At 55.3% G+C, this 25608-nt stretch carries 32 protein-coding genes, 1 tRNA gene and 1 pseudogene; 16 read left to right on the top strand and 18 right to left on the bottom strand.

The window, feature by feature from the left end:
- Nucleotides 1-10: 10 nt before the first annotated feature.
- Nucleotides 11-613: a glutathione S-transferase family protein gene (locus tag AOC04_RS12350; protein WP_060693750.1), complete on the top strand. Its 603-nt coding sequence runs from the start codon at nt 11-13 to the stop codon at nt 611-613.
- Between the two features lie 85 nt (nt 614-698).
- Here the strand turns inward: AOC04_RS12350 and AOC04_RS12345 are convergent, their stop codons facing one another.
- The 5 genes from AOC04_RS12345 to AOC04_RS12325 all read right to left on the bottom strand — a co-directional run bounded on the left by AOC04_RS12345 (nt 699) and on the right by AOC04_RS12325 (nt 3470).
- On the bottom strand, nt 699-1070 hold the full coding sequence (locus tag AOC04_RS12345; protein ID WP_060693748.1) for a glutathione S-transferase N-terminal domain-containing protein: 372 nt from the start codon (nt 1068-1070) through the stop codon (nt 699-701).
- A 101-nt stretch (nt 1071-1171) separates the two neighbouring features.
- A complete protein-coding gene (gene folE, locus AOC04_RS12340) occupies nt 1172-1717 on the bottom strand; it encodes a GTP cyclohydrolase I FolE (RefSeq protein ID WP_003442011.1) in 546 nt (181 codons plus the stop codon).
- A gap of 77 nt (nt 1718-1794) precedes the next feature.
- A complete protein-coding gene (locus tag AOC04_RS12335) occupies nt 1795-2352 on the bottom strand; it encodes a Smr/MutS family protein (RefSeq protein WP_060693746.1) in 558 nt (185 codons plus the stop codon).
- Between the two features lie 63 nt (nt 2353-2415).
- A complete protein-coding gene (locus tag AOC04_RS12330; RefSeq protein WP_060693744.1) occupies nt 2416-2736 on the bottom strand; it encodes a hypothetical protein in 321 nt (106 codons plus the stop codon).
- A 143-nt stretch (nt 2737-2879) separates the two neighbouring features.
- On the bottom strand, nt 2880-3470 hold the full coding sequence (locus tag AOC04_RS12325; RefSeq protein ID WP_060693742.1) for a cysteine hydrolase family protein: 591 nt from the start codon (nt 3468-3470) through the stop codon (nt 2880-2882).
- A gap of 273 nt (nt 3471-3743) precedes the next feature.
- On the opposite strand from AOC04_RS12325, the gene prmB reads away from it, so the two are divergent.
- On the top strand, nt 3744-4652 hold the full coding sequence (gene prmB / locus AOC04_RS12320; RefSeq protein WP_060693740.1) for a 50S ribosomal protein L3 N(5)-glutamine methyltransferase: 909 nt from the start codon (nt 3744-3746) through the stop codon (nt 4650-4652).
- Between the two features lie 99 nt (nt 4653-4751).
- Here the strand turns inward: prmB and AOC04_RS12315 are convergent, their stop codons facing one another.
- Both AOC04_RS12315 and AOC04_RS12310 read right to left on the bottom strand, forming a co-directional pair.
- Entirely contained in the window at nt 4752-5543 is a 792-nt protein-coding gene (locus AOC04_RS12315; protein WP_060693739.1) for a hypothetical protein, read from the bottom strand.
- Between the two features lie 59 nt (nt 5544-5602).
- The gene (locus tag AOC04_RS12310; protein ID WP_060693737.1) at nt 5603-6601 is read right to left on the bottom strand and encodes an alpha/beta hydrolase; all 999 of its coding nucleotides are present in this window, start codon (nt 6599-6601) and stop codon (nt 5603-5605) included.
- Nucleotides 6602-6744: 143 nt separating this feature from the next.
- Between AOC04_RS12310 and aroC the strand changes: the two genes are divergently transcribed.
- From aroC to AOC04_RS12295, 3 genes are all read left to right on the top strand, one after another.
- Nucleotides 6745-7836: a chorismate synthase gene (gene aroC, locus AOC04_RS12305; RefSeq protein WP_060693735.1), complete on the top strand. Its 1092-nt coding sequence runs from the start codon at nt 6745-6747 to the stop codon at nt 7834-7836.
- Nucleotides 7837-7864: 28 nt separating this feature from the next.
- Entirely contained in the window at nt 7865-9019 is a 1155-nt protein-coding gene (locus AOC04_RS12300; protein WP_060693733.1) for an MFS transporter, read from the top strand.
- A gap of 109 nt (nt 9020-9128) precedes the next feature.
- Entirely contained in the window at nt 9129-9674 is a 546-nt protein-coding gene (locus AOC04_RS12295) for a 1,2-dihydroxy-3-keto-5-methylthiopentene dioxygenase (protein ID WP_060693731.1), read from the top strand.
- 134 nt (nt 9675-9808) lie between these two features.
- On the opposite strand, the gene AOC04_RS12290 is transcribed toward AOC04_RS12295, so the two are convergent.
- Nucleotides 9809-10087 carry a DUF3509 domain-containing protein gene (locus AOC04_RS12290; protein ID WP_060693729.1) on the bottom strand — a complete coding sequence of 93 codons (279 nt, stop codon included), beginning with the start codon at nt 10085-10087 and terminating at the stop codon, nt 9809-9811.
- Nucleotides 10088-10401: 314 nt separating this feature from the next.
- Here AOC04_RS12290 and AOC04_RS12285 point away from each other — a divergent pair, with 314 nt between their 5' ends.
- From AOC04_RS12285 to AOC04_RS12270, 4 genes are all read left to right on the top strand, one after another.
- Nucleotides 10402-10935, top strand: coding sequence for an ankyrin repeat domain-containing protein (locus AOC04_RS12285; RefSeq protein ID WP_060693727.1), 534 nt, complete (start codon nt 10402-10404; stop codon nt 10933-10935).
- A gap of 70 nt (nt 10936-11005) precedes the next feature.
- Nucleotides 11006-11536: a hypothetical protein gene (locus AOC04_RS12280; RefSeq protein WP_060693725.1), complete on the top strand. Its 531-nt coding sequence runs from the start codon at nt 11006-11008 to the stop codon at nt 11534-11536.
- Between the two features lie 83 nt (nt 11537-11619).
- Nucleotides 11620-11811, top strand: a complete 192-nt coding sequence (locus tag AOC04_RS12275; RefSeq protein WP_060693723.1) for a PLDc N-terminal domain-containing protein — start codon at nt 11620-11622, stop codon at nt 11809-11811.
- A 566-nt stretch (nt 11812-12377) separates the two neighbouring features.
- Nucleotides 12378-14456, top strand: a complete 2079-nt coding sequence (locus AOC04_RS12270; protein WP_060693721.1) for an LTA synthase family protein — start codon at nt 12378-12380, stop codon at nt 14454-14456.
- 71 nt (nt 14457-14527) lie between these two features.
- Here the strand turns inward: AOC04_RS12270 and AOC04_RS23530 are convergent, their stop codons facing one another.
- Nucleotides 14528-14686, bottom strand: coding sequence for a DUF3309 family protein (locus tag AOC04_RS23530; RefSeq protein ID WP_171970583.1), 159 nt, complete (start codon nt 14684-14686; stop codon nt 14528-14530).
- 202 nt (nt 14687-14888) lie between these two features.
- Between AOC04_RS23530 and AOC04_RS12265 the strand changes: the two genes are divergently transcribed.
- Nucleotides 14889-15221: a YnfA family protein gene (locus tag AOC04_RS12265; protein ID WP_060693720.1), complete on the top strand. Its 333-nt coding sequence runs from the start codon at nt 14889-14891 to the stop codon at nt 15219-15221.
- 122 nt (nt 15222-15343) lie between these two features.
- Here the strand turns inward: AOC04_RS12265 and AOC04_RS12260 are convergent, their stop codons facing one another.
- The 8 genes from AOC04_RS12260 to AOC04_RS12225 form a co-directional block, all read right to left on the bottom strand.
- Nucleotides 15344-15571, bottom strand: coding sequence for a YheU family protein (locus tag AOC04_RS12260; protein WP_003442050.1), 228 nt, complete (start codon nt 15569-15571; stop codon nt 15344-15346).
- Between the two features lie 71 nt (nt 15572-15642).
- Complete coding sequence (locus AOC04_RS12255) at nt 15643-16641, bottom strand: glutathione S-transferase family protein (protein WP_060693718.1); 999 nt, start codon at nt 16639-16641, stop codon at nt 15643-15645.
- Nucleotides 16642-16729: 88 nt separating this feature from the next.
- Nucleotides 16730-17731, bottom strand: a complete 1002-nt coding sequence (locus tag AOC04_RS12250) for a glycosyl transferase family protein (RefSeq protein ID WP_060693716.1) — start codon at nt 17729-17731, stop codon at nt 16730-16732.
- Nucleotides 17728-18063 (bottom strand): TusE/DsrC/DsvC family sulfur relay protein, encoded by a 336-nt coding sequence (locus AOC04_RS12245; protein ID WP_060693713.1) that lies wholly within the window; start codon nt 18061-18063, stop codon nt 17728-17730. Before AOC04_RS12245 ends, AOC04_RS12250 begins: the two co-directional genes overlap by 4 nt.
- Nucleotides 18060-18338: a sulfurtransferase complex subunit TusB gene (gene tusB, locus AOC04_RS12240; RefSeq protein WP_060693711.1), complete on the bottom strand. Its 279-nt coding sequence runs from the start codon at nt 18336-18338 to the stop codon at nt 18060-18062. The genes AOC04_RS12245 and tusB overlap by 4 nt, the downstream gene beginning before the upstream one ends.
- Entirely contained in the window at nt 18338-18700 is a 363-nt protein-coding gene (gene tusC / locus AOC04_RS12235; RefSeq protein WP_060693709.1) for a sulfurtransferase complex subunit TusC, read from the bottom strand. The genes tusB and tusC overlap by 1 nt, the downstream gene beginning before the upstream one ends.
- A gap of 1 nt (nt 18701) precedes the next feature.
- Nucleotides 18702-19094 carry a sulfurtransferase complex subunit TusD gene (gene tusD, locus AOC04_RS12230; protein ID WP_060693707.1) on the bottom strand — a complete coding sequence of 131 codons (393 nt, stop codon included), beginning with the start codon at nt 19092-19094 and terminating at the stop codon, nt 18702-18704.
- Nucleotides 19095-19204: 110 nt separating this feature from the next.
- On the bottom strand, nt 19205-19876 hold the full coding sequence (locus AOC04_RS12225) for a Bax inhibitor-1/YccA family protein (protein ID WP_060693705.1): 672 nt from the start codon (nt 19874-19876) through the stop codon (nt 19205-19207).
- 123 nt (nt 19877-19999) lie between these two features.
- Between AOC04_RS12225 and AOC04_RS12220 the strand changes: the two genes are divergently transcribed.
- A tRNA-Ser gene (locus AOC04_RS12220) sits at nt 20000-20087 on the top strand.
- A gap of 291 nt (nt 20088-20378) precedes the next feature.
- Here the strand turns inward: AOC04_RS12220 and AOC04_RS12215 are convergent.
- Nucleotides 20379-21050 carry a hypothetical protein gene (locus AOC04_RS12215; RefSeq protein WP_060693703.1) on the bottom strand — a complete coding sequence of 224 codons (672 nt, stop codon included), beginning with the start codon at nt 21048-21050 and terminating at the stop codon, nt 20379-20381.
- 164 nt (nt 21051-21214) lie between these two features.
- Here AOC04_RS12215 and AOC04_RS12210 point away from each other — a divergent pair, with 164 nt between their 5' ends.
- The 5 genes and pseudogenes from AOC04_RS12210 to AOC04_RS12190 all read left to right on the top strand — a co-directional run bounded on the left by AOC04_RS12210 (nt 21215) and on the right by AOC04_RS12190 (nt 25604).
- Entirely contained in the window at nt 21215-22615 is a 1401-nt protein-coding gene (locus tag AOC04_RS12210; RefSeq protein ID WP_060693701.1) for a hypothetical protein, read from the top strand.
- A 53-nt stretch (nt 22616-22668) separates the two neighbouring features.
- Nucleotides 22669-22857, top strand: coding sequence for a helix-turn-helix transcriptional regulator (locus tag AOC04_RS12205; protein ID WP_060693699.1), 189 nt, complete (start codon nt 22669-22671; stop codon nt 22855-22857).
- A 416-nt stretch (nt 22858-23273) separates the two neighbouring features.
- On the top strand, nt 23274-24230 hold the full coding sequence (locus AOC04_RS12200; RefSeq protein WP_060693697.1) for a YagK/YfjJ domain-containing protein: 957 nt from the start codon (nt 23274-23276) through the stop codon (nt 24228-24230).
- Nucleotides 24231-24433: 203 nt separating this feature from the next.
- Nucleotides 24434-24952: pseudogene (locus AOC04_RS24245) on the top strand (ZIP family metal transporter); the annotation flags it as partial.
- A 148-nt stretch (nt 24953-25100) separates the two neighbouring features.
- A complete protein-coding gene (locus AOC04_RS12190; protein ID WP_060696943.1) occupies nt 25101-25604 on the top strand; it encodes a YciE/YciF ferroxidase family protein in 504 nt (167 codons plus the stop codon).
- The last annotated feature ends 4 nt before the right edge of the window (nt 25605-25608 follow it).

The following is a 25608-nucleotide window of genomic DNA, read 5'->3' as shown; positions in this document are numbered from 1 at the left end:
GGGAGTTGCGATGCTCAAGGTTTATGGCGATTACAACTCGGGCAACTGCTACAAGATCAAGCTGATGCTGCATTTGCTGGGGCTTGAGTATCAGTGGTTCGCGGTGGATATTCTCAAGGGCGAAACTGAAACCCCGGAGTTCCTTGCGAAAAATCCCAACGGCAAAGTCCCGGTGCTGGAGCTGGAAGACGGGACGTGCCTTTGGGAGTCCAACGCGATTCTCAACTACCTGGCAGACGGCAGCGAGTTCTTGCCGAGCGAGCCACGGTTGCGCACGCAAGTGCTGCAGTGGCAGTTCTTCGAGCAGTACAGCCATGAGCCTTACATTGCAGTGGCGCGGTTTATCCAGTTTTACCTGGGGTTGCCGCAAGAGCGCCTTGAGGAGTACCGCAAGCTGCAAAAGCGCGGTTACAAGGCGCTGGACGTGATGGAGCAGCAACTGGCCCGTACCCCGTATCTGGTGGGCGACCAGTATTCAATTGCGGACGTGACGCTGTATGCCTACACCCATGTGGCGGATCAGGGCGGTTTTGATCTGAGCGGCTATCCGGGCATTCAGGCCTGGTTGCAACGGGTGGCCAGCCACCCGCGGCATGTGGGGATGCTTGATTGAGGTGAACCCTGTACAAAAAAACCGGCCCTGGGCCGGTTTTTTTGTGTGTGCCAACTCCCCCTATTGTGGGAGCTGCAGAGGTCGATCAGACGTTGGCAAACCGCTGGTTCAGGTAATCGATGATGACTTTGGACTCGTACATCCAGGTGGTCTTGCCGTCTTCTTCGATGCGCAGGCAGGGCACCTTGATCTTGCCGCCTTGTTCCAGCAGCGTCTGGCGATCCTGTTCGTTGTTCTTGGCGTCGCGCAGTACCACCGGTACGTTCAGGCGGCGCAGGGTGCGGCGGGTTTTTACACAGAACGGGCAGGCATGGAACTGATACAGGGTCAGGCTTTTGGCGGCCTGGTCGACCTGGGCCTGTGCGGCCGCAGGGCGCTGTTTTTTGCCGGGACGGGTAATGAAATCACCAGCGATGATCAGCTGACCCAGGCCTACGCGAAGCGCTTTGATAAACACAGTAAAAGCCTCATGGGCGAGAAGGAAGGGGCGCAGCTTACCTGAAATCGGCAGGCGAAAAAAAACCGGCGATCAACGCCGGTCTTTTCGGGTGCGGGTGCTTACTTGATCAGGCTGAGAAACTCGCTGCGGGTAGCCGCGTTTTCGCGGAACTCACCGAGCATCACCGACGTGATCATCGACGAGTTCTGTTTCTCGACACCGCGCATCATCATGCACATGTGTTTGGCTTCAATCACTACGGCTACGCCCAGCGCGCCGGTAACCTGCATCACCGCATCGGCAATCTGCCGGCTCAGGTTTTCCTGGATCTGCAGGCGACGGGCGTACATGTCGACAATCCGTGCCACTTTCGACAGGCCCAGCACTTTGCCGCTCGGAATGTAAGCGACGTGGGCCTTGCCGATGAACGGCAGCAGGTGGTGTTCGCACAACGAGTACAGCTCGATGTCCTTGACCAGTACCATTTCGCTGTTGTCAGAGCTGAACAAGGCACCGTTGGTGACTTCTTCCAGGGTTTGCTCATAGCCGCGGCAAAGATACTGCATGGCTTTGGCGGCACGCTTTGGCGTATCCAGCAGGCCTTCACGGGAAACGTCTTCGCCGAGTTGACCGAGGATCGCGGTGTAGTTTTGTTCCAGGGACATTAATCTACCTGTGGGATTTTTCGCAAAGAGTAAGGGTACGGGGGCTGGCACGGCGCTGCAAGTGTGGTGATACGGGGTTACTCGTCCCGACCGTCCATCATGGTGCGCTTTAGCATGACGTAAACCGCCCCGGCACCACCGTGTCTGGCCTGGCAGGAGCAGAACCCCAGCACTTGCGAGTGCTGGCGCAGCCATGTGTTGACGTGACTTTTGATCATCGGCCGCTTGCCGTCCAGACGTACGGCTTTACCGTGGGTGACGCGTACGCAGCGCACTTCGAGGCGTGTGGCTTCACTGAGGAACTCCCAGAGGGTTTCACGGGCTTTTTCGACGGTCATGCCGTGCAGGTCCAGGCTGCCCTCGAAGCTGATCTGGCCGAGCTTGAGCTTACGCATCTGGCTTTCCTGCACGCCGTCGCGCGCCCAGCTCAACTGGTCTTCGGGGCCGACATCAATCACAAACTGGTCGGACAAACCGTCGATGATAGTCGCATTGCTGCGCACGGTCGCGTTCTGGCGCAGTTTGGCCAGTTGTGCCCGATCGGATTTGGGTTTGCCGGTGTCGGCCCGATCATGCTTGATCGGCTTTACACCGCGAGTCTCGTTTTTGAACAGGGAAAAGTCGTCGTCTTGCATGTCAGCCTCCGCGAAGGGCGGCCAGTTTACCCAAGTCGACGACAATCGGGCGGCGGATATGCTTCAGTCGCGTTTTTTCATCAGATGCGGTGCCATGTTCAACCCAAAGGGTTGGCGCATCTGACGACGGCGGCGGCGCCACAGCCAAATCCCCAACCAACTGATCAGTAGACCGAACACCAGCACCACGATCGCCCCGGCAGGGCTGGCGTTAAGTTCGCCTAAAGCACTTGGGTGACCAATCAGGCTGCTGGCGCCTGCCAGTAGCAATAGCACGCCGCAGAGCGTCAGCAGGGCGGCAAACGTCAGCACCAGACGCGAGCGCCAGTTGCTGTGTGCCTTGGGACGCAAGCGTCGCGCATCAAAACCATCGGCGATCTTCATTCCGATCTTTCCTTAAAGGGTATCGGCCCTTCGACAGGAACATGGACAGGTTGTTCCTGAGGTGCGCTGAAATGGGGGGGCGTGTTGGGGCGGTTTGTCCTGACAGCCGGCCTGGCGTCCCGTCTGTCAGGTACAAGGCTGGATCAAATCAGATGTTTAGTCAGGGTCAGGGTGGCAAAGTTGTCATTCATGATTGCCATCTCGGTTTTCTGTACTTGCGCAGCGCTGATAATGCCATCCGGGGTGGGCAGGTCTCGTGTCGCGCAGGCATCTTCGACCAGGGTGCAGCGCAAGCCATAGTCCTTGGCGGCGCGAACCGTAGTGCTGACGCTGGAGTGGCTCATGAAGCCGCAGACAATCACATCCAGGGAGCCGAGGTTTTCCAGGGCTTTTTGCAGGCCGGTGTCATTGAAGGCGTTGGGCATGCGTTTTTCAATGATCAGCTCATCGCCCTGAGGCTCAAGACCCTTGATGAAGGCGCCGCGCTCGCCCTGGGGGTCGAACATGCCGCCGACCGTGCCCAGGTGGCGGATATGGATCACAGGACGTTTGGCCTTGCGGGCCGCATCGAGCAGAAGAGCGATGTTGGCTGTAGCAGCTTCCATTCCCGACAAGGCCAGAGGCCCGCTCAGGTATTCATTTTGCGCATCGATGATCAGCAGGCTCGCATTGCTCAGCGTTGCTGCGGCATAACCACGGCCAGTGAGTTGAAACATCGTCTTTAAAGCGGACATTCGGGGGGCTCCTTTGAGTGGGGCTTTTGCGACATTCTCCACTGGCGGAGCGCTTATGTGAATGGCTAGTCGTGTAAGCCCCGTGGTTCTTGGCCTACAGCGCAGTCAGCGGCGGGCACTGCAGCGAGAAAATGTACGAAATGGAGTGATTTCATGTTTTGCCGGCGTTTTTCTGTCTTCAAAAACGGCATCCCGGGTAACCGCCCGGCACAACTTTAACCGCATGGGTATTTGGCTGTTAGAATCGTCGGTCGATTTTGAGGAGTAAGACCGTTGATCACTTCCCGCCTGCGCACTCTGCGCGACCATATTCGCTGGGCCGTTAGCCACTTTCATGGGGAAGAGCTGTTCTTTGGTCATGGTACCGACAATGCCTGGGACGAAGCCCGTCAGTTGGTATTGGGGGCATTGAACCTGCCCTGGGAAATTGCTGACAGCTACCTCGACTGCCGCCTCGAAGACGATGAGCTGGTACACCTGCAGCATTTGCTCAAGCGCCGGATTGAAGAGCGGGTGCCGACCGCCTACCTGTTGGGAGAGGCGTGGTTCTGCGGCATGTCGTTTATCGTTGACGAGCGCGTATTGATTCCGCGCTCACCGATTGGTGAGTTGATTGAAAACCGCTTTGAGCCGTGGCTGGGCAGCGAGCCTGCGCGCATTCTCGATCTGTGTACCGGTTCGGGCTGCATCGGTATCGCCTGTGCGTATGAGTTCCAGAACGCCGAAGTCGTACTGGCCGATCTATCGTACGAAGCGCTCGAAGTGGCCAACCAGAACATTGAACGCCATGGCGTTGATGAGCGCGTGTACACCGTTCAGGGCGACGGCTTTGACGGCTTGCCGGGCCAGCGCTTTGATCTCATCGTGTCAAACCCGCCGTATGTGGATGCTGAAGATTTTGCCGACATGCCGGCGGAATATCAGCACGAGCCTGAGCTGGGTCTGGCCTGCGGCGATGACGGGCTGAATCTGGTACGCCGGATGCTGGCCGAGGCTGGCGATCATCTGACGGACAAAGGCTTGTTGATTGTTGAAGTGGGCAACAGCCAGGTGCACGTCGAGTCGTTGTACCCGGAAGTTGATTTTGCCTGGCTTGAATTTGAGCGCGGCGGTCACGGTGTATTCATGCTCACGGCCGAGCAATGCCGTGAACATCAAGCGTTGTTTGCTGCTCGGGTTTAAACCCGGGACCTGTAGGCGTCTGGCTTGTCAGCGATTGCATCAGTGTCGTCGTTATCGCTGGCAAGCCAGGCTCCCACAAGCTGTGGCTGCCTACAGTTTCTAGCGATGTGTAGCAATCCAGATCAATAGCGCTGCCTGGAATACCGCAAAGGCCACCAGGCAGGTGATGGTGAAACGCAGACCGGTGTCTTCGCGCTGGTATTTGCTGATCCGTTCTTCTTTTTCACGCAGCTTCAATTCTTGTGCCTGCAGATTTTGCTCCGCTTGCTGGAGCATTTGTGCGGCCTCGAGAATCTCCACGAACTGAATTTTTTCGCTGTTCCAGGTGTTGTACAGCTCGCCAGCCAGTACTTTTTCGATCCGCGCCTGACGCTGCAGCACGTCCTCATAGATCACATCAAAGCCCTGCGTGCGCAAGCAGTGATCACGGCGCAGGCGGCTGTCTTCGTTCAGGGCGTCACGGGTGGGCAATGCCATGCTTTCAAAATGGTAACGCGCCCATTTTTTCTGCACCCACTCAATAGCCTGGGCCATCAGGAAGCGCCCGATTCCGCGATTCATGGGTTCAACCAGTGCACCGCGCTCTGGGCTGATGCTCACTCGCCGGGTGGCATGGTCAACCCACACGTCGAGCTGGTTCTGTTCTTTGCGCACCTTTTGCCCGGGCAGCAGGATCTCCAGGCGCAGCAGGCTGAGGTCTTGGTTATTGCGCTCGGCATAGCCGAACTGCACGAAGCGTAAAGGTCGTGCGCCGGTGCTGCGGTCAGTCTGCAGCGGCGCCAGGCGCAACATTTTGAAGTGCTCCGGTTGCACATCGGCCCAAGGCCGCACAGAGGCCTCGAGCGATGCCGGCTCTTCGGAGCCGGCGGGTGGTGATGGGGTGTCGCTCATAACGGCAGAGTCCTGTGCAAGCCCAGTATGTCGACCAGATTTAGGCGGTCGACACTGGCTTATCGGCCGTTAGTGCCAGGACTGGAGGGCTGGGAAGCATTCACTTTGGTGATGAAGCGCACAGTTCTGTCACCCAACTCTCCCGCCAGCCGCTGATTGGGGTCGTTGTACGACTGGACCTGACGTTTCATGTCCATCGGCACTATGCGCATCACGTGGTTCATGCCGTTGATAAGGGTCAACACCGCATCCGGCTTGGCCGCCTTGAGCAGGCGTGCATCCTTGACCTCGACCTGAATGTCGTGGGTGCCCTGAATAATCAGGGCCGGCATCTTCAACGCGGCGAATGCAGTCGCCGGGTTATAGCGCAGCAGGCTGATCATGTACGGCTGCACGCTCGGACGGAAAATCACTTCGAGGTCGGCGGGGACATTGTCATCGGTACGTCCGGCTTCGAGGGTGCTGATCAGCTCAAAGCTGCGTTTGAGCATGGCCGGTGGCAGGTGATTGCGCTGTAGTTGTTCGCGCAACAACTGGCCGACCGGGCGGCCCGTGCCAGCAATCGAGATCACCCCGGCGGCGCCTATGCGTGGTGCGGCCAGACTGGCGATCAGCGCACCTTCGCTATGCCCCAGGACAAACACTTTGCCGAAGCGCGGGTCACTCTTGAGTTTTTCGCCCCAGGCCACGGCGTCGGTGACGTACTGGTCCAGGCTCAGTTTGCTTTCGTCAGGTCCGGCGGGCTGGCTTTGGGCAATCCCGCGCTTATCGAAGCGCACACTGGCGATATTGCTCTGGGCAAGGCGCCATGCCAGCTTTTTCAGGCTGTCATTGCGTCCGCCAATGGTGTTGTTGCCATCGCGGTCAGTGGGGCCGGAGCCGGCAATGATCAGCACCACGGGCACCGGTTTGTCGCTCTTTGGCAATACCAGCGAACCATAGAGGGTACCGGAGCCGGTATCCAGCTCGATGGGTCGCAGCAAAACATTCGAGGGAGGGGCTGCCAGGGCCTGGGTGCCGAACAGGGTCAGGGCTAAAAAGAGTATTCGCAGCATCATCACGCCATCATTGTCTAATGTGCCGGTTGGACAAACCCGGATGAGTAAGGTTCGAGGATGAACTACAAGGGCAGCCTGCGTATACTGGCGCGCATAGTTATCTAGGCTGAATTTAATCGGCTGATTTTCGCGGAGCGCCCTGCATGTCCGGCAATACCTTCGGCAAGCTGTTCACTGTCACCACCGCTGGCGAAAGCCATGGCCCGGCGTTGGTCGCCATTGTTGATGGCTGCCCGCCCGGGCTCGAGCTGTCCATTGAAGACCTGCAGCACGATCTGGATCGACGCAAGCCTGGCACCAGCCGTCACACCACCCAGCGCCAGGAGGCCGACGAAGTCGAAATCCTCTCAGGCGTTTTTGAAGGCCGGACTACCGGTTGCGCCATCGGCCTGCTGATCCGCAATACCGACCAGAAGTCCAAGGACTACTCGGCGATCAAGGATCTGTTCCGCCCGTCCCACGCGGACTACACCTACCACCACAAATATGGCGAGCGTGATTACCGCGGCGGCGGCCGCAGTTCGGCCCGTGAAACCGCCATGCGCGTGGCGGCCGGTGCGATTGCCAAAAAATACCTGGCGACCCAGGGCATTGTGATTCGTGGCTACATGAGCCAACTGGGCCCGATTGAAATCCCGTTCAAGACATGGGACTCGGTCGAAGAAAACGCTTTCTTCAGCCCAGATCCCAACAAAGTGCCCGAGCTTGAGGCCTACATGGATCAACTGCGGCGCGATCAGGATTCGGTGGGTGCCAAAATTACGGTCGTTGCCGAAGGTGTCATTCCGGGCCTGGGCGAGCCGATTTTTGACCGTCTGGATGCCGAACTGGCCCACGCGCTGATGAGCATCAACGCAGTCAAAGGCATTGAAATCGGAGCCGGTTTCGCCAGTGTCGCCCAGCGCGGCACCGAGCATCGCGACGAGATGACGCCACAAGGCTTCCTCAGCAATAACGCGGGCGGCATTTTGGGCGGTATTTCCAGCGGTCAGCCAATTGTTGCCCATCTGGCGCTCAAGCCGACATCCAGCATCACTACCCCGGGCCGTTCGATCGATGTGGACGGCAACCCGGTCGATGTCATCACCAAGGGCCGCCACGACCCGTGCGTAGGCATCCGTGCCACGCCGATTGCCGAGGCGATGATGGCGATCGTGTTGATGGATCACCTGCTGCGCCACCGCGGGCAGAATGCCGACGTGCGTGTGAACACGCCTGTGCTGGGCCAGTTGTAATGCAAGGACTGTTGAGCGCCATGGTCTGATGACGGTGGCGCCACTTCCTTACTGGCGGTTGTCGGGGTTCTATCTTTTTTACTTCGCCTTGCTCGGTGCGACAGCACCTTTTCTGGCACTGTACTTTCATCACCTCGGGTTCTCCAGCGCGCGAATAGGCGAACTGGTGGCCATCCCGATGCTGATGCGCTGCGTAGCCCCCAATCTATGGGGCTGGCTGGGTGATTACACCGGTCAGCGCCTGCTGATTGTGCGTCTGGGAGCGCTCTGCACGCTGCTCAGTTTCAGCCTGGTTTTCTTCAGCAAGAGTTATGCCTGGCTGGCGCTGGTCATGGCGTTGCACGCATTCTTTTGGCACGCCGTGTTGCCGCAATTTGAAGTCATCACCTTCGCTCATTTGCGCGAACAGCCCGAGCGTTACAGTCAGATACGCCTCTGGGGGTCGATCGGGTTCATCCTCACTGTGGTGATTCTGGGGCGTCTGTTTGAATGGCTCAGACTGGATATCTACCCGGTCGCCCTGATCGTCGTCATGGCCGGGATTGTTTTATTCAGCCTGTGGGTGCCAAACGCCCAGCCCTCGCAACAGGGCCGGAAACTGATCGCCGGAGGCTTTTTAAAGCAGCTGTGCACCCCGGGTGTCCTGGCGTTTTATGCCTGTGTCGCGTTGATGCAAATGAGCCATGGGCCGTATTACACCTTCCTCACCTTGCACCTTGAGGACCTGGGCTACAGCCGGGGTGTGATCGGCTTGCTATGGGCGCTGGGAGTGGTGGCCGAAGTACTGATGTTTTTGGCCATGCGCCGCATCTTGCAAAGATTTTCGGTGCGCCGGGTATTGATGTTCAGTTTTCTGCTGGCCGCCTTGCGCTGGCTGCTGCTGGGTTGTTTTGCCGAGTACCTGTGGGTGCTGCTGCTGGCGCAAGTGCTGCACGCCGCCACCTTCGGCAGTTTTCATGCATCAGCCATGACTTTTGTGCAGCGCAGTTTCGGTCCGGGCCAGCAAGGGCAGGGGCAGGCGCTGTATGCCACCCTGGCGGGCATTGGCGGCGCAGTCGGTGCGTTGTATGCCGGTTACAGCTGGAACACACTGGGCCCGACCATCACCTTTAGTATGGCAAGCGTCGCAGCGCTGGCGGCAGCCGTTATCATTGCCACTCGATTGCAAGAGGACAGGGCATAAGCCTTGACCCGGACTTCACCGCAAAGAAGCCTGCAGCCTGATTTGAAAGAGATGCCAGAACGGCTTGAAAAAGCCCGAAGCGCATGTCTATGCCGAGGAACCACGCCCCATGAGCAGTCTGTTCGTTTATCACGTATCAAGCCCCGAAATACCCCACAAGGTGTTGACGCACCTTGAAGACATTGCTGCGACTCTGGCCGAGCAGGGCATTCACTTTGACCGCTGGCAAACGGCCGCGCCGATCCGGGCGGGTGCCAGCCACGAAGAAGTGATCGATGCCTATCGCGAGCAGATTGATCAATTGATGACCGAGCGCGGCTATACCACTGTCGATGTGATCAGCCTCGACCGCGACCATCCGCAAAAAGCCGAGTTGAGAGCCAGGTTTCTTGACGAGCATCGCTATAGCGAAGATGACGTGCGTTTCTTCGTTGCCGGGCGTGGGCTGTTTACCTTGCATATTGGCGATTATCTTTACGCAGTCCTGTGCGAAAAAAATGACCTGATTTCCATCCCGGCGGGCACGCCGCACTGGTTTGACATGGGCGAACATCCACATTTTGTGACCGTTCGCCTGTTCAGCAGCCCTGAAGGCCCGGTGGCCAACTTCACCGGTAATGACATCGCCAGCCGCTTCCCCCGCCTTGAAGACTAAGGGGCAACTGTCGATCAGCTTTGCCAGGGTCGATCCCGCAGGATGAGCGGGCCCCGGTTGCACAAAAAAGCCAGCCGCCGCGTTGATAGCGTCTGCTGGCTTTTTGGCATTCTGCGTTTATGCAGGTGCAACGACTACCGGGAGTGGTAGGTCGGCAGGGCAAAGCGATGCTGGCTTTGCAGCATCGAAATCGACGGTAGTTCACTGGCAGTACCGGCCAGGTCACGTCGAATCGCGCTGATCACCCACGTCAGTTGTTCTGCGGTGTGCAGTTGCGCGTAGGAAATTGAGCGCTGTGTCTGTTTGCCTTCGCTGTCACACAGGGTCAACAACACGCCGCCATCCGGGCGGGGTTTGACAGTGACGCTGTGGTTAGAGAACAACGATGCGAATTTGTCTTGGATCAGGCTCATGTGATTCAGCTCCATTAGCTCATGAAGGGCATGCATGGAGTAGGTATTGCAGTGATTGTGCCACTATTATTTTTTTTAAAATATCCTTATAAATCAACAAGTTATAATTTTGTTGGAAATCACTGGTCGTGCATTCTGCATGAATGGCCATCGTGCATCCTGCATTTTGCCCAATCGGACCGTTAAATTTTGCATTCATATGGAATCTTTGCCGCCGATTGATTGTCGCTATGGCTCACTTGAGCAAAAAAGGGATGACATGACGGTGCTGTCTCAGGAAACTGGTGCTCTTTGTTACGAACGTGGAGCTTCATATGTCAGACGACAAGCCAGCAGACAAAAATCGGCAGATGACCCCGGAAGAGGCCGCCGAGTTTGCCGAGCAGGTTTTCAACAAGGCCCGAGAGGGTGATGCCGCCATGCTGGCGGCCTTGCTGAGCAAGGGTTTGCCGCCCAATTTGCGCAATCACAAGGGCGACACCTTGTTGATGCTGGCCAGTTATCACGGGCACGTTGAAGCGGTGAAGGTCTTGCTCGAACACAAAGCCGATCCGGAGATCCGCAACGACAACGGTCAGAGCCCGATCGCAGGCGCCGCCTTTAAAGGCGACCTGGAGATGGTCAAAGCGCTGGTCGAGGCTGGCGCTCAAGTGGAAGGCGCTTCGTTTGATGGCCGTACCGCGCTGATGATGGCGGCGATGTTCAATCGTGTGGCGATCATCGACTACCTGATCAGCAAAGGCGCAGATCCAAAAGCCAAGGATGCCAATGGCATTACGGCGCTGGATGCCGCCAGGACCATGGGCGCCACGGATGCTGTGGCCCTGCTGGAAAAACTGTCGGGTTGATTTCAGACCCTGCGGCGCGCATTTGATATATCCTGCGCGCCCTCAATTTTCCTCGTGACAGGCCATGCCCATGAAAACCGCTCTCGTTGAACTCATCAGCAAAATCAGCTCTGGGTGCATGGGCGACGACGATATCGCCGCAATCGCCGCAGAAGCAGCCCAGGCTTACGCAGATCCGGCGGCATTTCTGGCCGCCAATCCGGACATTAACTACGACGACAGCTTCCCGATTTCGCTGGGCGAATGGGTTGTGATCGGCAGTCTGCCGGACACGGTTCTGTTTCAGGCCGATACCTATATGGATCTGTTTGCCCAGATCGTTGCGTCGTTCGGGCCGGGTGTTGCATTCAATATCAAGCCCAAGCAGCTGGCTAAAACCGAGGCGCTGACAGCGCTTAACCGTATCCAGATCCAGATGGGGAGCATGAATCCGGAGAAAGGAGGGTACGTGCTGATGAACCTCAGCCAGCCTCTGGATGACGAGATCCAGGTAGTGCTGGTTTACGGTAATGATGTGCCTCGCGTACTGGAGCTGTGTGCCGAAGCAGGGATCAGTGCAGCGCCTTCGCTGGATGCCTTGAAAGTTGCTGTCCACGTTTGACCCGGGCCACTGCAATAAAAAACCGGAACCCTCGCCACGGCTGACTATCCTATGTGAACAATTACTCACTCAGGAGCGTCACCATGGGTTCCACGTTTAACGGTCTGGTTGGTCTGATCATCCTGGTTCTGGATATCTGGGCCATCATCAATGTGATCAAAAGCAGTGCAGGAACCGGGGCGAAAGTCATCTGGGTATTGCTGATCATTTTCCTGCCGGTACTGGGCCTGATCATTTGGGCCATCGCCGGGCCACGGGGCAATGTGCGGATTTGAGCTGCACTCAGCGGGCTGCGACGGTTGTATGACGTGGCGGCCTGCTCAGTTTGTCTGCGCCAGGGTTCGACCTGACATCTTCCCCGAAGTAGAATGCGCCTCGTTGTTGGGCAGTTGAACTGGCGGTAACCCAAGCACCTCTGGTTTGTCTGTCGGTCAAGGGCGGGTGACCGTCCGTTGCCCTCCATTCAAAGAAAAATCCGATGTGATCATTGTGCAGTCCACCGACCCTGTCGAGCAGGGTTAAGTGTTGCTCTGCGAGAACCGTGGTCAGGCGTGTCTGAAATCCATATCGATGTTTTCGCTTTGCCGCACTATGTTTTGCAGGCAGCGAGCAGGCCGGGTAGCGATCGAGTATCTTCCAGGGCCTGCTGATATTTCATTGTGAGCCTCATGGCTACCACCCTGAAATTTCATCAGAACCTTGAGCAAGAGGGGCCGAAAGGCCCTTTCTTATGTTTCAAGATGTGCTCTGCACGGAATTTTCACGATCTATTCAAGACAATCCGCCAGCAAAATATCGGCTGACTACTTTTTTAACTTGAACAAATGGGTCCTTAAAAGACATGGCAAACCCGGACGCCCCAAAACAACAGCACGCCGCAATGCGTATGTTGCAACCGACCGTCAAATCGCATCTGGCGTTTACGCTGCTCTGCGCCTTGATCATGATGTTGATGTTCACCCTGCTACGGGTGGCACTGCTGGTTTACAACCGTGAAATGATCCTCGATACCCCGGCTTCGACCTTCCTCGAAGCGTTCGCTAACGGTCTGCGATTTGACCTGCGAATTGTGGTGTATCTCAGCATTCCTCTACTGCTGGCGATGCTCAGTGTTAAAGCCATGACGATGCGCGGTGTGATGCGCTTCTGGCTGACAGCCGCTTCCAGCCTGGCGCTCTTTTTGGGCCTGATGGAGATGGACTTCTACCGCGAGTTCCACCAGCGTCTTAACGGCCTGGTGTTCCAGTACGTCAAGGAAGACCCTAAAACCGTGATGAGCATGCTCTGGTACGGTTTTCCGGTGGTGCGCTACCTGTTGGCCTGGGCTGTTGGAACGGTCATTCTGTACTTTGCATTTCGCGGTGCCGATCGACTGACCACCTCGCGCACTACCTCTGCTGTAGCCGGCACAGCCCGTGCCGTGGCACCGTGGTATGGCCGTATCGCGGTCTTTGTGGTGGTACTGCTGGTATGTGTGGTTGCTGCTCGCGGCACCTTGCGTCAAGGTCCTCCGCTGCGCTGGGGCGATGCCTACACAACCGACTCCAACTTTGCCAACCAGCTGGGTCTTAACGGCTCTCTGTCGCTGATTACCGCTGCGAAAAGCCGCTTCTCCGACGAACGCACCAACATCTGGAAGGCCACGCTGGAAGAGCCAGTGGCCCAACAGACCGTGCGCGACATGCTGTTGACCGAAAACGACAAACTGGTCGATCCGGACACGGCGCCGGTACGTCGCGATACCACGCCACCGGCTGAAAAAACCCTGCCGATCAAGAACGTTGTCGTGATCCTGATGGAAAGCTTCGCCGGGCACTCGGTGGGTGCGCTGGGTCGTCCGGGCAATGTCACTCCGTACTTCGACAATCTGTCTAAAGAAGGCCTGTTGTTTGAGCGCTTCTTCTCCAACGGCACGCATACCCATCAGGGTATGTTCGCAACCATGGCCTGTTTCCCGAACCTGCCTGGTTTCGAATACCTGATGCAAACCCCGGAAGGCAGCCACAAGCTGTCCGGTTTGCCTGAGCTGCTCAGTGCCCGCAAGTTTGACGACGTCTATGTCTACAACGGTGATTTTGCCTGGGACAACCAGTCGGGTTTCTTCAGTAATCAGGGTATGACCACTTTTGTGGGGCGTAACGATTTTGTTGACCCGGTGTTCTCGGATCCGACCTGGGGCGTCTCCGATCAGGACATGTTCAACCGTGGTCTGGAAGAGCTGAAAAAGCGTGAAGGCAAAGAACCGTTCTATGCCTTGCTGCAAACCCTGTCCAACCACACGCCGTATGCCTTGCCGACACCATTGCCGGTCGAGCCCGTAACTGACCGTGGATCGCTCAACGAGCATTTGACTGCGATGCGTTACTCGGACTGGGCGCTGGGTCAGTTCTTTGAAAAAGCGCGTAAAGAACCGTACTTCAAGGAAACGCTGTTTGTGGTCGTTGGCGACCACGGCTTCGGTAACGAACAGCAGATATCCGAGATGGACCTGGGGCGCTTCAACGTTCCATTGCTGTTGATCGGGCCTGGCATCCAGGAGAAGTTTGGCGCGCGCAATGACACCGTGGGGACACAGGTTGATATCGTCCCTACCATCATGGGCCGTCTGGGTGGCGAGTTCCGTCAGCAATGCTGGGGTCGCGATCTGCTGACTCTGCCTGAAGGCGACAAGGGGACGGGTGTGATCAAGCCGTCCGGCAGTGACCAGACAGTGGCAATCATCAGTGGCGACCACTTGCTGGTTCAGCCCAAGGATATGCCGGCCAAGGTTTGGCAGTACAACCTGGGCACCAATCCTGAAGCCAGGGTTGTAACCGATTCGCCGGATGAGGCCGAGCTTAAAAAGAAACTCGAATCCTTCCTGCAGACGGCAACTAAGAGCCTGCTGGATAACACCGCGGGTGTTGAAGATCCGAAGTAAGTGAATGCACAATAAAAAAGAGGCCTTAGGGCCTCTTTTTTATTGTGCGCGGGTTGTGCACCCGTTTAGGGCTATATCTTGCCGAGTAACAGCAAAACCAGCAGCACCACAAGGATGACGCCGATGATGCCTGACGGCCCGTAGCCCCAGCTTTTTGAGTGGGGGAACACAGGCAATCCGCCGACTAACAGCAGAATCAGGATGATGAGTAGAATCGTGGTCATGATCATTTCCTTATTGATGTGTTCTGCCAACTTGCAGATTGTTAAGGGCACTGTTTCAAAAGCATGAATAGGCAGTGCTTATAACGTCCGACTTGTCCTGCCTGTGGAAAATTCAACTTTTATTCATTCGGTTCTCAAAACACTTCAGCCTTGATCGGCCAAAGGCCGGCGCGTAGGGTTGCGCGCTGCGCATTGGGAGAGTTCATACATGCTTAATTACGTTTGGTTTTTTTTGGCCGCCCTGTTTGAGATAGCGGGCTGCTATGGGTTCTGGATGTGGCTGCGCCAGGGCAAGAGTGTCTGGTGGGTGGTGCCTGCAGTCTTGAGTCTGGCGGTGTTTGCCCTGCTGTTGACCAAAGTCGAGGCAACCTATGCCGGGCGAGCCTACGCGGCTTATGGCGGGATCTACATTGTGACGTCGATTGCCTGGTTGGCAGTGGTGGAGCGTATTCGGCCGTTGGGATCCGACTGGCTGGGACTTGGATTGTGCGTGATTGGCGCGACAATTATTTTGCTGGGCCCGCGCTTCTCGAGTCCATGAAGGTCTTTCCTGCCACAGCAGGTTGTAGCTCAAGCCGATTTGCTTTTTTGTTGGGCCGCAGCCTTGCCGATACCGGCCCACATCGCCGGCTAGAGGCGGGCACAAAGGGCAAGCGGTGATCGTTAATCAAAAAACTCTTTTGGCACTGCGTGTTTGGGCATCAGCTGACACTGCTGGCTTTCGAGGTCGAAGAAGATTACGGCCTGGCCTTTGCTCAGGGCATGGCGTACTCGCAGCACGCGTGTCTCCTGAGGTGTGTCATCACCATTGTCCGTTCCTTCGCGGCTCACGAAGTCTTCAATCAGGCGGGTCAGGGTGTCAGGTTCTAGCTGGTCGTATGGGATAAGCATGGGACGTTCTCGTAAACAGTGCGCGCGATGCTACTGGCCGCAAGCCTGTGCGGCCAGCAGATTTGCAGGTTTTAGCGTTGCTGGATGCCCTTGCCTGTCAAGCGGGTACGGTCATGGGGGCGGGTAAAGTCCAGCGCCGGGCCTTTCGGGATGATGCCCGTAGGATTGATCGTGCGATGACTGGCGTAATAGTGTCCCTTGATGTGGGTGAAATCCACGGTTTGCGCAACGCCAGGCCATTGGTAGAGCTCGCGTAGCCAGTTGGACAAATTCGGATAATCGGCAATACGCCGCTCATTGCATTTGAAATGGCTGTAGTACACCGCATCAAACCGGATCAGTGTGGTGAATAGACGTATATCTGACTCAGTTAAAAACTCGCCAGCCAGGTAGCGATGTTGTGTCAGGTGCGCTTCCAGCTGGTCAAGTTCGCGAAATACATCATTAAATGCCAGTTCGTAAGCCGATTGGGAAGTGGCAAATCCAGCGCGGTAGACACCGTTGTTCAGTGCCGGGTAAATCCTTTCATTCCAGCTATCTATCTGTGCGGCCAGCGACTGCGGATACAAGTCCAGGGTGTTGCCTGTCAGGCCGTCAAATGCAGTGTTGAACATACGGATGATATCGGCCGACTCGTTGCTGACAATGCACTGTTGCTGCTTGTCCCAGAGCACGGGCACGGTGACGCGGCCAGAGTAATCGGGCGTGTCCAGGATGTAGCGCTGATACAAATAGTTCAGGTTGTCGAGACGGTCTCCGCTGGAGCCAAAAGCCTTGTCAAAGGTCCAGCCGTTTTCCAGCATCAGCCAACTGACCACCGATACCTCAATCAGCGACTCAAGGCCTTTGATTTGGCGGGTGACCAAGGTTCGGTGGGCCCAGGGGCAGGCGAGGGAGACGTACAGGTGGTAGCGGCCTGCCTGGGCTGCAAAGCCACCGCTACCCGTCGGCCCGGGCGAGCCGTCCATGGTCACCCAGTTGCGGCGCAATGCCTGCTCGCGTTGGAACGCCCCGTCCTTGCTGCTTTCGTACCACTGGTCATGCCAGTGTCCTTCGATCAACAGGCCCATGTGAGGCTCCTTGGCTATTTTGCGTTGGAGTTCAGTCTAATGGGCTGAGTTCGAACAAACAGCGCAAAACTTGGGCGCCAAGCATCAGTTAAATCGATTTGTTGCGATTGTCCCAATAACGCTGTGCCAGCTCGAAGGCTTGTTCGCGGGGTGTTCCCAGCCCGCGCAAGGCAAGGGCCATGGTCGATATCATAGCCAGTTGCGGATAGCTGTCTTCGACCTCTCCACGCCATAGTGCCTTGAGATGTTGAGTCTCCAGTGTCGCCGGTTTGACGTGGCGCTGTGCAGACAAGGCAGGCCACTCTTCGTCCCAGTTCGCTCCTGCCGTGGTGCCGTAAAGATGGCTCAGGCTGTCCGGGTTGATTTCGATTTCACCGCCATCGCCTTTAACCACGATGCTGGTGTCACCCAGCAGGCCGCTGGCTTCGCGATGCACGCTTTGGTAACCCGGATGAAAGATGCTCTGCAGGCCGCAACGCGCACCCAGGGGATTTAGAATGCGTGCCAGCGAGTGAATCGGTGAGCGCAAGCCAAGGGTGTTGCGCAGATCGATCATGCGTTGCAATTGCGGCGCCCAGTCCTGCAGCGGCATAAATGCCAGATTGTCCCGGCCCAGAGCGATTTCAACGCTTTGCCAGTTGCGACACAACGGTATGGCCAGCTCATCGAGCAGTTGTTCACTGTATAGACGGCCGGCGGTATGGGCGCCGCCGCCATGCATAAATATACGTATGCCATTTTGGGACAGGCATTTGGCCGCCAGCAGATACCAGGGTAAATGGCGCTTCTTGCCTGCGTACGTCGGCCAGTCGATATCGACTTTGATTGCGGGGGCTGCCAGACGCTCGCGTACTGCTTCGGTGAAACCGGCCAATTCTTCAGGGCTTTCTTCCTTGTGTCGCAACAACATCAGGAAGGCGCCCAGTTGTGTGTCCTCAGCCTTCTCATCGAGCAACATGCCCATCGCCTCGCGGGCTTCTTCGCGAGTCAGGTTGCGGGCACCGCGCTTGCCCTTGCCTAGGATGCGTACAAATTGCGCGAAAGGATGTTCAGCAGGTGTTTCCAGAGTAAGTGGCGCTGGGGTGTTCATAGGCAGTTAGTCGGCTTTGGCAGGCCCGCCAGCTTGGCGGCGAGTTTGGCGGGGGTGCCATTGAACAGGCGATTGAGATGCAGGCTGTTGCCTTTATCAACCCCCAGCTTGAGTGCGGTGTATTTGATCAGCGGGCGGGTCGCGGGAGACAGCTGGAACTCCTGATAAAAGTCGCGCAGCAGATCAAGAATTTCCCAGTGCTCGGGGCTTAGTTCTATGCCTGCCTGCTCGGCCAGCGCCTGAGCGACGTCTACAGACCAATCGTTCAGATCGAGCAGATAACCGTCTTTATCCAGCGGGACATTTTTACCGTCGAGGGTGAGTGCGTTCATAGCCAGCTATTGACCTTGTCGTACCGGATCGACAGATCGACGAAGGCCGGGTAGTCAACCGGAGTCGCCCACTGCGGACACTCGATATTGCGCGCCTGCAGGTCTTCTTCGAGAGCAAAGACGGTCTTTTCTTCAAGTGTGCTGCTTTGCTGCTGCAGGGCATATACCGCATCGCCACAGAGCAGCAATGCGTCACTGCTGCCCAGAATGCGTAAGCAGCTACCCAGGCGTGTGTCTGAAAAAGGCGAATGACTCAGAACGTGTAAGGTCGACATCAGAGAGTTATCACTTGGTCATAACGGTCAAGAAGTGTACGGATTTCTTCTGCCGACAGCGGCTGTGCGTCATCAACGGCAAGCCCCGCGGGCGCGATGCCGCGAACGGACAAACTGTGGCTGCAAGCAAACAGATCCTCTACACCGAACAGGGACAAGGCCTGTAGATTGGCTGTGAGGTTCTTTTGCTGGACGGCTACGGCCTTTTGATCCGGTACAAGCTGAAATACGCCGTCATCCATAAACAGCAGGCCGATCGGCAAGTCGAATGCTCCGCCTGCCAGCACGATATCCAGTGCTTCTTTAGCGCTGAGGCCGGACCAGGGTGCCTGGCGGCTAATGATTAATAGCGACTTAGGCATATCAATGGCCTCCGAAGCAGATCAGTCGATCAGCCGATTGAATCGCATCATGTAACTGCCCCAGACCAGACAGCTCCCACGGCGCTTGTAAATTGACCGCCGGGCGTTGGTATCGCGCAGCTTCATCCTCATTCAGCACCCCGCGACGCAGGGCTGCTGCAATGCACACCACACCATCGAGTTGATTGTTACTGACAAAGGTCGCCCATTGCTGTGGGAGGTCTTGTTCGTCCTGAGGCGTCACGATGTTGCTCGAAGCGCTGTGGACGCCGTCTTGATAAAAAAACAACCGGACAATTTCATGGCCGCCCGCCAACACTGCTTCGGCAAAACGCAGTGCTCGGCGGGAGGAGGGCGCATGGGCTGCTGAATATAGGGCGATGGCAAATTTCATGGTGTGCTCTGTCGGCAAATCTGACGCAATGATAAAGCCAGACGCCTAAAGATGCTTGCTGCAGGCAATAAAAAGCCCGCCGAGGCGGGCTTATGTGCAGCGGCTGTTAATCAGTCATCGCGGCTCATGATGCCGAAGATTTGCAGCAGGCTGATGAACAGGTTGTAGATCGATACATACAGGCTAATGGTCGCCATGATGTAGTTACGCTCGCCGCCCTGAATGATGGCGCTGGTCTGGAACAAGATGCAGACCGAAGAAAACAGAACGAAACCGGCGCTGATAGCCAGTTGCAGGCCGCTGATCTGGAAGAAGAAGCTCGCCAGTGTTGCGCCCAGCAGAACAAAGAAGCCAGCAGTGATGAAGCCACCCAGGAAGCTCATGTCCTTGCGTGTGATCAGCACATAGGCCGAAAGACCGCCGAAAACCAGCGCCGTCATGGCGAATGCAGAGCTAACGACTTCAGCGCCACCCTGCATGCCCAGGTAACGGTTGAGAATCGGGCCCAGCAGGAAACCCATGAAGCCGGTCAGGGCAAAGGCAGACACGAGGCCCCATGCCGAGTCACGTAGCTTGTTGGTCAAGAAAAACAGGCCGTAAAAGCCGACAAGTACAACGAAAATGTTTGGGTAGCCGACATGCATCTGCTGGGAGATGTATGCCATCACACCGCTGAAAGCCAGTGTCAGAGCCAGCAGACCGTAAGTGTTACGCAAGACACGGCTAACCTCTAGCTGTTCGGCCTGCACGTTGCTATTAACTGAGTAATCCTGTTCGCGCATGGCGATACTCCTGTGTCTGGAAATGTTAAGTTGCAAAGATCATAGCAGAGGCTCTGAAACAAGGGATCAAGAGAGTTTGACAACGTGTTTCATTCAGGTATTATGGCGCCCGCAACAACGTTAGGAGGTGTGGCCGAGTGGTTTAAGGCAACGGTCTTGAAAACCGTCGACTGTAACAGGTCCATGAGTTCGAATCCCATCGCCTCCGCCATTTTCTACTGAAAAGCCCCGTTTTTACGGGGCTTTTTCGTATCTGATGATTTTGTTCCCCCATTTGTTCCTCCATTTGGATTTTGGAAAGTTATCCGTGTCGTTTGATGGCTCGGGATCTAGCGCTTTACCGTGCTGGCGAATGCGCCAGGCTCCAGTACCGTCGCTTGTGTCGATTGCTGTCTTGGTGCTGCCAGTGCGCGCACAGCGCTTTCTAGCACATGTGAATCTAAAGGAGGGGGACGATACATCCAGATGCATGCCCGTCTATGTCTGTGCCACTCATTGCAGCTTAGTCTCTGCTGGGCAGGTCATGGTTCAAGGCAATGATGGCGTTCACAGCCTTCACTTTCTTCAGTCGCTTTTCCATCTCTCGCTTTACGTTCACCCTATCACCGTTAAAGGGTGGTTGTTCGCTGTCCATGGCTTGCTCCCACATGACGACTAGCTCTGTTGATCGCTCCAAATGCTTCATGGTCCCTTCAAGTTGGGCTTTGAGAGCCTCTATGGTGAGTTCTGAGCGCATACGTTCCAGTGTCAGGGTTGTCTTGAGCGTCTTCTCTCGCTCGCTGTGCTTTCTCACTGCCCATTCGGTATCGTCGATGAGCCGGGTGATGGCTTCTGTTTCCGTGACCCTGTTGTCCTTGGCTCGACGAGACAGGCTCGCTCTAGTCGTGTTTGGGAGCGAAAAGGTACATGGCTTTCTGCCGTTGCTGGCTGAGCGATATCGGTGTTGTCTCAGCGCATTCTTTAAACGTGTTACGAACTTTAAACCCTCGGTAGTCAGCTCAAAGTCGGCGATATCCACTACCACTTGGTCGTAACCCTCCACCTTGCGGCGAGCAAAGCGATCTGTACCGCCGCGCATGCTCGCGTCCGCATGCCTGCTTATGTATTGCTGCACCCATCTCCACTCACCACCAACTCTGGATAACCATTTCAGCTCACTTCTCTCTTTGGTCATGGGTTATTCCATTCGTTTTTTAGGGGGAGATACAGCACGAGGTGCTGCATTCATTTTATACGTTATCATAATGTTACTGTCGCGTTATGTGTAACGTTATTGTACAAATACGATATTTATTATAGGGTATAAAAACTGTTAGTTAATGATGTGTGCTCCAGCCTATGAAGCTTTTTTCTCAGCTATTTACTGCGTCGCTCGAAGGTGCGAGTCCAGAAACAAGATTCGTTTTTGAGCTGCTCGCGGCTGGAGCTGCGAGCGCAGCGGGCAATGCGGAGGGCTACAAAGTTAAAGCTCTCGCTGTGCAATTTCGCTTGTCTCAAAAGCTGGTCAGCGACGCCTTGGGGGATTTGGTTCGATTGGGCATGGTGTTGCGACAGCGCGGGTCACCGGAGGGTAAAGGCAGGCCGGCAATCACCTATTCGCTCTCTCCGTTGGTGGTGCTGACGCTGAAAGCCAGCGGATCGGTGTACGGGGTTCATGGTGAACTACTGCAATGCCTATTTTCTGGCGTGCACATCGGGATGGAGGTGCCTGGCTGTCAGCCGAGCACTGATAAAGAGAGGCAGAAAGTGACCAAGACGGGCAGACCTGCCCCGCCCGGCGCTAGCAAGCAATTGAGTGCGTGTAATCGGTTGTTGTTTGCCACATTGCTTACTCGTGCGGATCATTGTGGTGTGGTCAGCGGGCTCGGAGGGCCGGAGTTACGGAAATTGACCGGTTTCGACGAGGCCAGCTTAAAGCATCGCCTGCGACGACTGATGGATCTGGGGTTAATTCGTCGTTATGTGCCGGGTGTATCAAGTTCAATTTTTGCGAAGTCGAAGGTGAGCAGTACCTATTTTTTAAATCTGAATCATCCCGGCTTTGAACTGAAGGGGAACTGCGCTGTGATGGTTCATCTGGCCTGGAATCCTGAGGATAAAAGCTATACCCATGCGGATGATCTTCGTATTGATGTCATCAGGTATGAACGACAGTTTGAATATTCGGAACCAGTGACGCCGATTAGCGTCATTCGTTTTCTGGTTGGGCAGCGCCCGCGTGTTTATTCGGTGCTCCAGATTATGCTGTATCGGTATGCTTCATTGTTATTGTCCCATCACTGGCGGGCTCTTTTGCCGGGTGCCCATCTGTGGGATGACGGACTCTATGAAATGATCAAGCTTGATTTTCGTAAGCCGGTACTGAAAGTTGTCGGTGAGGGTGCTACATCAGAGCAAGATAGGCTTGATGCCGAATGGGTTGAGATCATCGAACACTTCTACAAGCTGACCCATGATATCGCCCATGAGTTTCGCAGCAGATTTGGTCAGGCAAGCTTTCTTCAGTTTGCTTCGGCCCATATGAGCCTGCTCCCCGCTGCTGATGATCTTGGGTACAAGGTCATCAGCATGGTGGCCAGATTATCCCCGGTTGGCTCAAAAGAGTTTGTCTGGTTGGAGGAGGAGAGGCCTGGCGTAGTCAGTCTTCGACCGCAGAAGTCGGAGTCTGAAGTCTACTTGGAAAATCGCTATGACTTCGGGTTGCTCACTCAGCCCAAACGTAGGGCTGGGAAGAAATAGGTCATTTTTTACAAGTCTTGCCAATCCTCTGAACGAACAGAGGAGCCCCGTTCATGAGGATCATCCGCCTAAAAGATGTTATCGATTCGACCGGTCTGGGCCGGTCTACCATCTATAAGTACATTGCCGAAGGTGCCTTCCCGAAGCCAGTCTCTCTGGGAGAACGCAGCGTTGGCTGGGTTGAGGGAGAGGTGCACGATTGGATTCTGGCCAGGATCGAGGAGCGTGACCTAGTTGAATGATTTATTGCATAAATGGTGTGCACTAACGGGCATAAACACCATGACCGGCTCGCTGTCAGTCATTGTGTTTATGCCGGGTGGGTGTCATCGCTGTTTCTCAGCTAACTCTCGCAGAAGGTAGTTTGGCAAATTCCTCGGTAGGCTTGTGAATATTGGCCCTCATTGCTCTGACTGGTCGGTAGCGGTGACCCGAGTTGAAGCTGCATCTAGTTATATACCTTCTAGGTAGTAGTCTTGTGAATAATACCTAGAAGGTAACCAATGAGCAGTAAGCAAGTAATCAGCGATCAGGAAGTAAACGAGCAGCAGGTAAGTAGAGTTCCTGTAATCACTGCTTACCAAGTTAGTAGTTAGCCGGTTTAAAAATGCACAGACGGTATCAGGTATGGGAACAACCAACCACCAGGTACACAGCCATGAACTATTGCAACGCCTACACCTATCTCTCTCAATCCGAAATCTCCATCCAGATCGAACGGCTCGTTAAATCCATCGAACATTTCGACACTCCAGCATTCAGATTGAAAGACACACGTTCGGGTGATGAGCGGATGATGCCAACCAGGCTCTCCCGGTACTTCGATGGCATCCAGCAAATGATGGCCCTGTTCGATGATCACTGCGAATACCGTTACAGTGAGCACCTGCATGCGTTCTGGGAGGCATGTCAACATATCGGACTGGAGCATAGCCCTGCCGGTCCTGTCTGTCTGAATGACGAGCGAACGGCCTATCTGGACCATCACCGCAGCATGAATCTACTGGTCGATAGGGTTCGTCAATTGACTCGTGAGCAATGGTATCGCCGTAAGAAGGATGATCGTCGTTATCAGACCAAGAAACAGGAGGGCAGGGTCGCTAATTACACGGATGCGGTGCTGGATCGTTATGCACGTACTGTTGTGGTCAGGGTCAATCTGTATTACCACCAAGCGTCTCAAGCCAGGCAGCGTGTTGAGCGCGTCTTTAACGATCTGGACAGATTAATCACCGAGCGTGAGCGCAATCCAATCTTTGATCATGAGACCGGCTATATCTGTAGCGTTGAGCAGGGACAAGATCGGGGCTATCACATCCACGCGGCTTTCTTCTTTAATGGTTCTGAGGTGTGTCGGGATATCTTTAAGGCTCGGCAGATTGGCGAGCTATGGGAGCGTATTACGAAGGGAATGGGTTATTTCGACAGCTGTAACCAGGGCAAGAACAGGTACAAGGAGAGATTGGGGGTCGGTATCATCCATCGTAATGATCAGGAGATCCGTGCGCATGTTCACTACGCGATGCGTTATCTGGTTAAGGATGATCAGCAATTGCGACTGAGCCCTTTGAGAGCTCGATGCCTGAGAGTGGGCCAGCAGAGAAGGCCTCATTGACGTTGATGTGTAATGCGTTTGGCGGCGTAGGGGGAATTACAATGACTTGTGCGGCTGCTTGATGGGGCCGTCGTACGCTATATACGCACAGGAAAAGTGGATGCAGCAGCTTGGCTTTAGATGCTCGCTCGACAATACAATACGTCACCTAACCCCTTTATTTTTGGGTGTAGTCCTCTTATGAGTTTTCATATGGAGAACGTGGATGTCCAACAGGATCTGCGCTTGCTGTGGCCTTTGAGCGTTTTGTCCTGCATGAGCACTCTCAGAGCGGTCGCAAGGGGCCAAAACTCAGCGCTTTAATCGCGTCTGGCTATTTGTACTTTCTATCACCTTGCATAATTTGCCTGAAAGCATGGCAATAGGTGTCAGCTTTGCGCACGGCGATTTAACTGTAGGTATGTCTTAGACGGCAGCAATAGCCATTCAGGAGTTCCTCGAAGGACTTACTATGGCTTTAGCCCTGCGACTCATCGGTCAGTCACAAATCTGCGTTGCTCGGTGTGGTCTCGGGCTTGATGGAGCCGATAGATGCGGTAATGGGATTGGGAATATCCATTAGGTTCGCTTTGGCTATCCCATTTCCCTCGGGCGCGATGATTTTTGTGGTTTGGCATAAAGTCATTCCAGATACTCATCGAAACGGGCATGAAACGCCCGCCACCTTGGGTTTGATGCTCGGGTTTTCCGTGATGATATTCCTCGATACGACACTTGGATAGATAACCGTCATCTCATCAGGAGAGTTTGAATTTATTGGAACACTCCCCTGAAGGCATGGTCATTTCACTAGACGGCACAAACATCGCGATGTCGAAAATGCGTGTGACGTTCAGCGACTCTTGTTCATTTGAAAGTGAGGATTCTGAAATGGCTAGAAAAACTGTCAAAGACCTATTTATCCATGAGCTTTCCGACGTCTACAGCGCAGAAAAGCAAATCACTCGGGCGTTGCCGCGTATGGCTCGCGCTGCTACCAACCCGCTATTAGCGGAAGCGTTCACTGCTCACCTCGAGGAAACCCAAGGGCAAATTGAAAGAATTGATCAGCTTGTCGAGTTGACCGGTTTAAAGCTGAAACGTATGAAGTGCGTGGCGATGGAGGGGCTGGTGGAGGAGTCCAAAGAGCTACTGGAAGAAATTGAAAAAGGTGCGGTGCTTGATGCCGGTTTAATTGCTGCTGCTCAGAAAGTTGAGCACTACGAGATCGCCAGCTATGGCACTTTAATTGCCATGGCCAAGCACTTGAATCTGCCTGAAGCGGCAGATTTGCTGGCGGCCACGCTCGCCGAAGAAAAGGCTACCGACGTAAAGCTCTCCAAAATTGCGGAGCAGGGCGGCAACCAGGCAGCCACCCTGGAATCGAAAAAGTAAGCTC

Source organism: Pseudomonas versuta (genome assembly GCF_001294575.1).
Taxonomy (GTDB): domain Bacteria; phylum Pseudomonadota; class Gammaproteobacteria; order Pseudomonadales; family Pseudomonadaceae; genus Aquipseudomonas; species Aquipseudomonas versuta.
The sequence above is the reverse complement of the archived record's forward strand: the minus strand, read 5'-3'. Positions and strand labels throughout refer to the sequence as shown.

Coding starts and splice junctions, on each gene's coding strand:
- AOC04_RS12205 (WP_060693699.1), top strand. CDS start 22,669: ATGAGGATCATCCGCCTAAAAGATGTTATCGATTCGACCGGTCTGGGC.
- AOC04_RS12245 (WP_060693713.1), bottom strand. CDS start 18,063: ATGAACGCACTCACCCTCGACGGTAAAAATGTCCCGCTGGATAAAGAC.
- tusC (WP_060693709.1), bottom strand. CDS start 18,700: ATGCCTAAGTCGCTATTAATCATTAGCCGCCAGGCACCCTGGTCCGGC.
- AOC04_RS12215 (WP_060693703.1), bottom strand. CDS start 21,050: ATGACCAAAGAGAGAAGTGAGCTGAAATGGTTATCCAGAGTTGGTGGT.
- AOC04_RS12285 (WP_060693727.1), top strand. CDS start 10,402: ATGTCAGACGACAAGCCAGCAGACAAAAATCGGCAGATGACCCCGGAA.
- AOC04_RS12270 (WP_060693721.1), top strand. CDS start 12,378: ATGGCAAACCCGGACGCCCCAAAACAACAGCACGCCGCAATGCGTATG.
- AOC04_RS12330 (WP_060693744.1), bottom strand. CDS start 2,736: ATGAAGATCGCCGATGGTTTTGATGCGCGACGCTTGCGTCCCAAGGCA.
- AOC04_RS12255 (WP_060693718.1), bottom strand. CDS start 16,641: ATGGGCCTGTTGATCGAAGGACACTGGCATGACCAGTGGTACGAAAGC.
- AOC04_RS23530 (WP_171970583.1), bottom strand. CDS start 14,686: ATGATCATGACCACGATTCTACTCATCATCCTGATTCTGCTGTTAGTC.
- AOC04_RS12350 (WP_060693750.1), top strand. CDS start 11: ATGCTCAAGGTTTATGGCGATTACAACTCGGGCAACTGCTACAAGATC.
- AOC04_RS12325 (WP_060693742.1), bottom strand. CDS start 3,470: ATGTCCGCTTTAAAGACGATGTTTCAACTCACTGGCCGTGGTTATGCC.
- AOC04_RS12280 (WP_060693725.1), top strand. CDS start 11,006: ATGAAAACCGCTCTCGTTGAACTCATCAGCAAAATCAGCTCTGGGTGC.
- AOC04_RS12200 (WP_060693697.1), top strand. CDS start 23,274: ATGAACTATTGCAACGCCTACACCTATCTCTCTCAATCCGAAATCTCC.
- AOC04_RS12315 (WP_060693739.1), bottom strand. CDS start 5,543: ATGAGCGACACCCCATCACCACCCGCCGGCTCCGAAGAGCCGGCATCG.
- AOC04_RS12300 (WP_060693733.1), top strand. CDS start 7,865: ATGACGGTGGCGCCACTTCCTTACTGGCGGTTGTCGGGGTTCTATCTT.
- AOC04_RS12210 (WP_060693701.1), top strand. CDS start 21,215: ATGAAGCTTTTTTCTCAGCTATTTACTGCGTCGCTCGAAGGTGCGAGT.
- AOC04_RS12260 (WP_003442050.1), bottom strand. CDS start 15,571: ATGCTTATCCCATACGACCAGCTAGAACCTGACACCCTGACCCGCCTG.
- tusB (WP_060693711.1), bottom strand. CDS start 18,338: ATGTCGACCTTACACGTTCTGAGTCATTCGCCTTTTTCAGACACACGC.
- AOC04_RS12290 (WP_060693729.1), bottom strand. CDS start 10,087: ATGAGCCTGATCCAAGACAAATTCGCATCGTTGTTCTCTAACCACAGC.
- AOC04_RS12310 (WP_060693737.1), bottom strand. CDS start 6,601: ATGATGCTGCGAATACTCTTTTTAGCCCTGACCCTGTTCGGCACCCAG.
- AOC04_RS12295 (WP_060693731.1), top strand. CDS start 9,129: ATGAGCAGTCTGTTCGTTTATCACGTATCAAGCCCCGAAATACCCCAC.
- AOC04_RS12275 (WP_060693723.1), top strand. CDS start 11,620: ATGGGTTCCACGTTTAACGGTCTGGTTGGTCTGATCATCCTGGTTCTG.
- AOC04_RS12225 (WP_060693705.1), bottom strand. CDS start 19,876: ATGCGCGAACAGGATTACTCAGTTAATAGCAACGTGCAGGCCGAACAG.
- AOC04_RS12190 (WP_060696943.1), top strand. CDS start 25,101: ATGGCTAGAAAAACTGTCAAAGACCTATTTATCCATGAGCTTTCCGAC.
- aroC (WP_060693735.1), top strand. CDS start 6,745: ATGTCCGGCAATACCTTCGGCAAGCTGTTCACTGTCACCACCGCTGGC.
- AOC04_RS12265 (WP_060693720.1), top strand. CDS start 14,889: ATGCTTAATTACGTTTGGTTTTTTTTGGCCGCCCTGTTTGAGATAGCG.
- tusD (WP_060693707.1), bottom strand. CDS start 19,094: ATGAAATTTGCCATCGCCCTATATTCAGCAGCCCATGCGCCCTCCTCC.
- folE (WP_003442011.1), bottom strand. CDS start 1,717: ATGTCCCTGGAACAAAACTACACCGCGATCCTCGGTCAACTCGGCGAA.
- AOC04_RS12335 (WP_060693746.1), bottom strand. CDS start 2,352: ATGCAAGACGACGACTTTTCCCTGTTCAAAAACGAGACTCGCGGTGTA.
- AOC04_RS12250 (WP_060693716.1), bottom strand. CDS start 17,731: ATGAACACCCCAGCGCCACTTACTCTGGAAACACCTGCTGAACATCCT.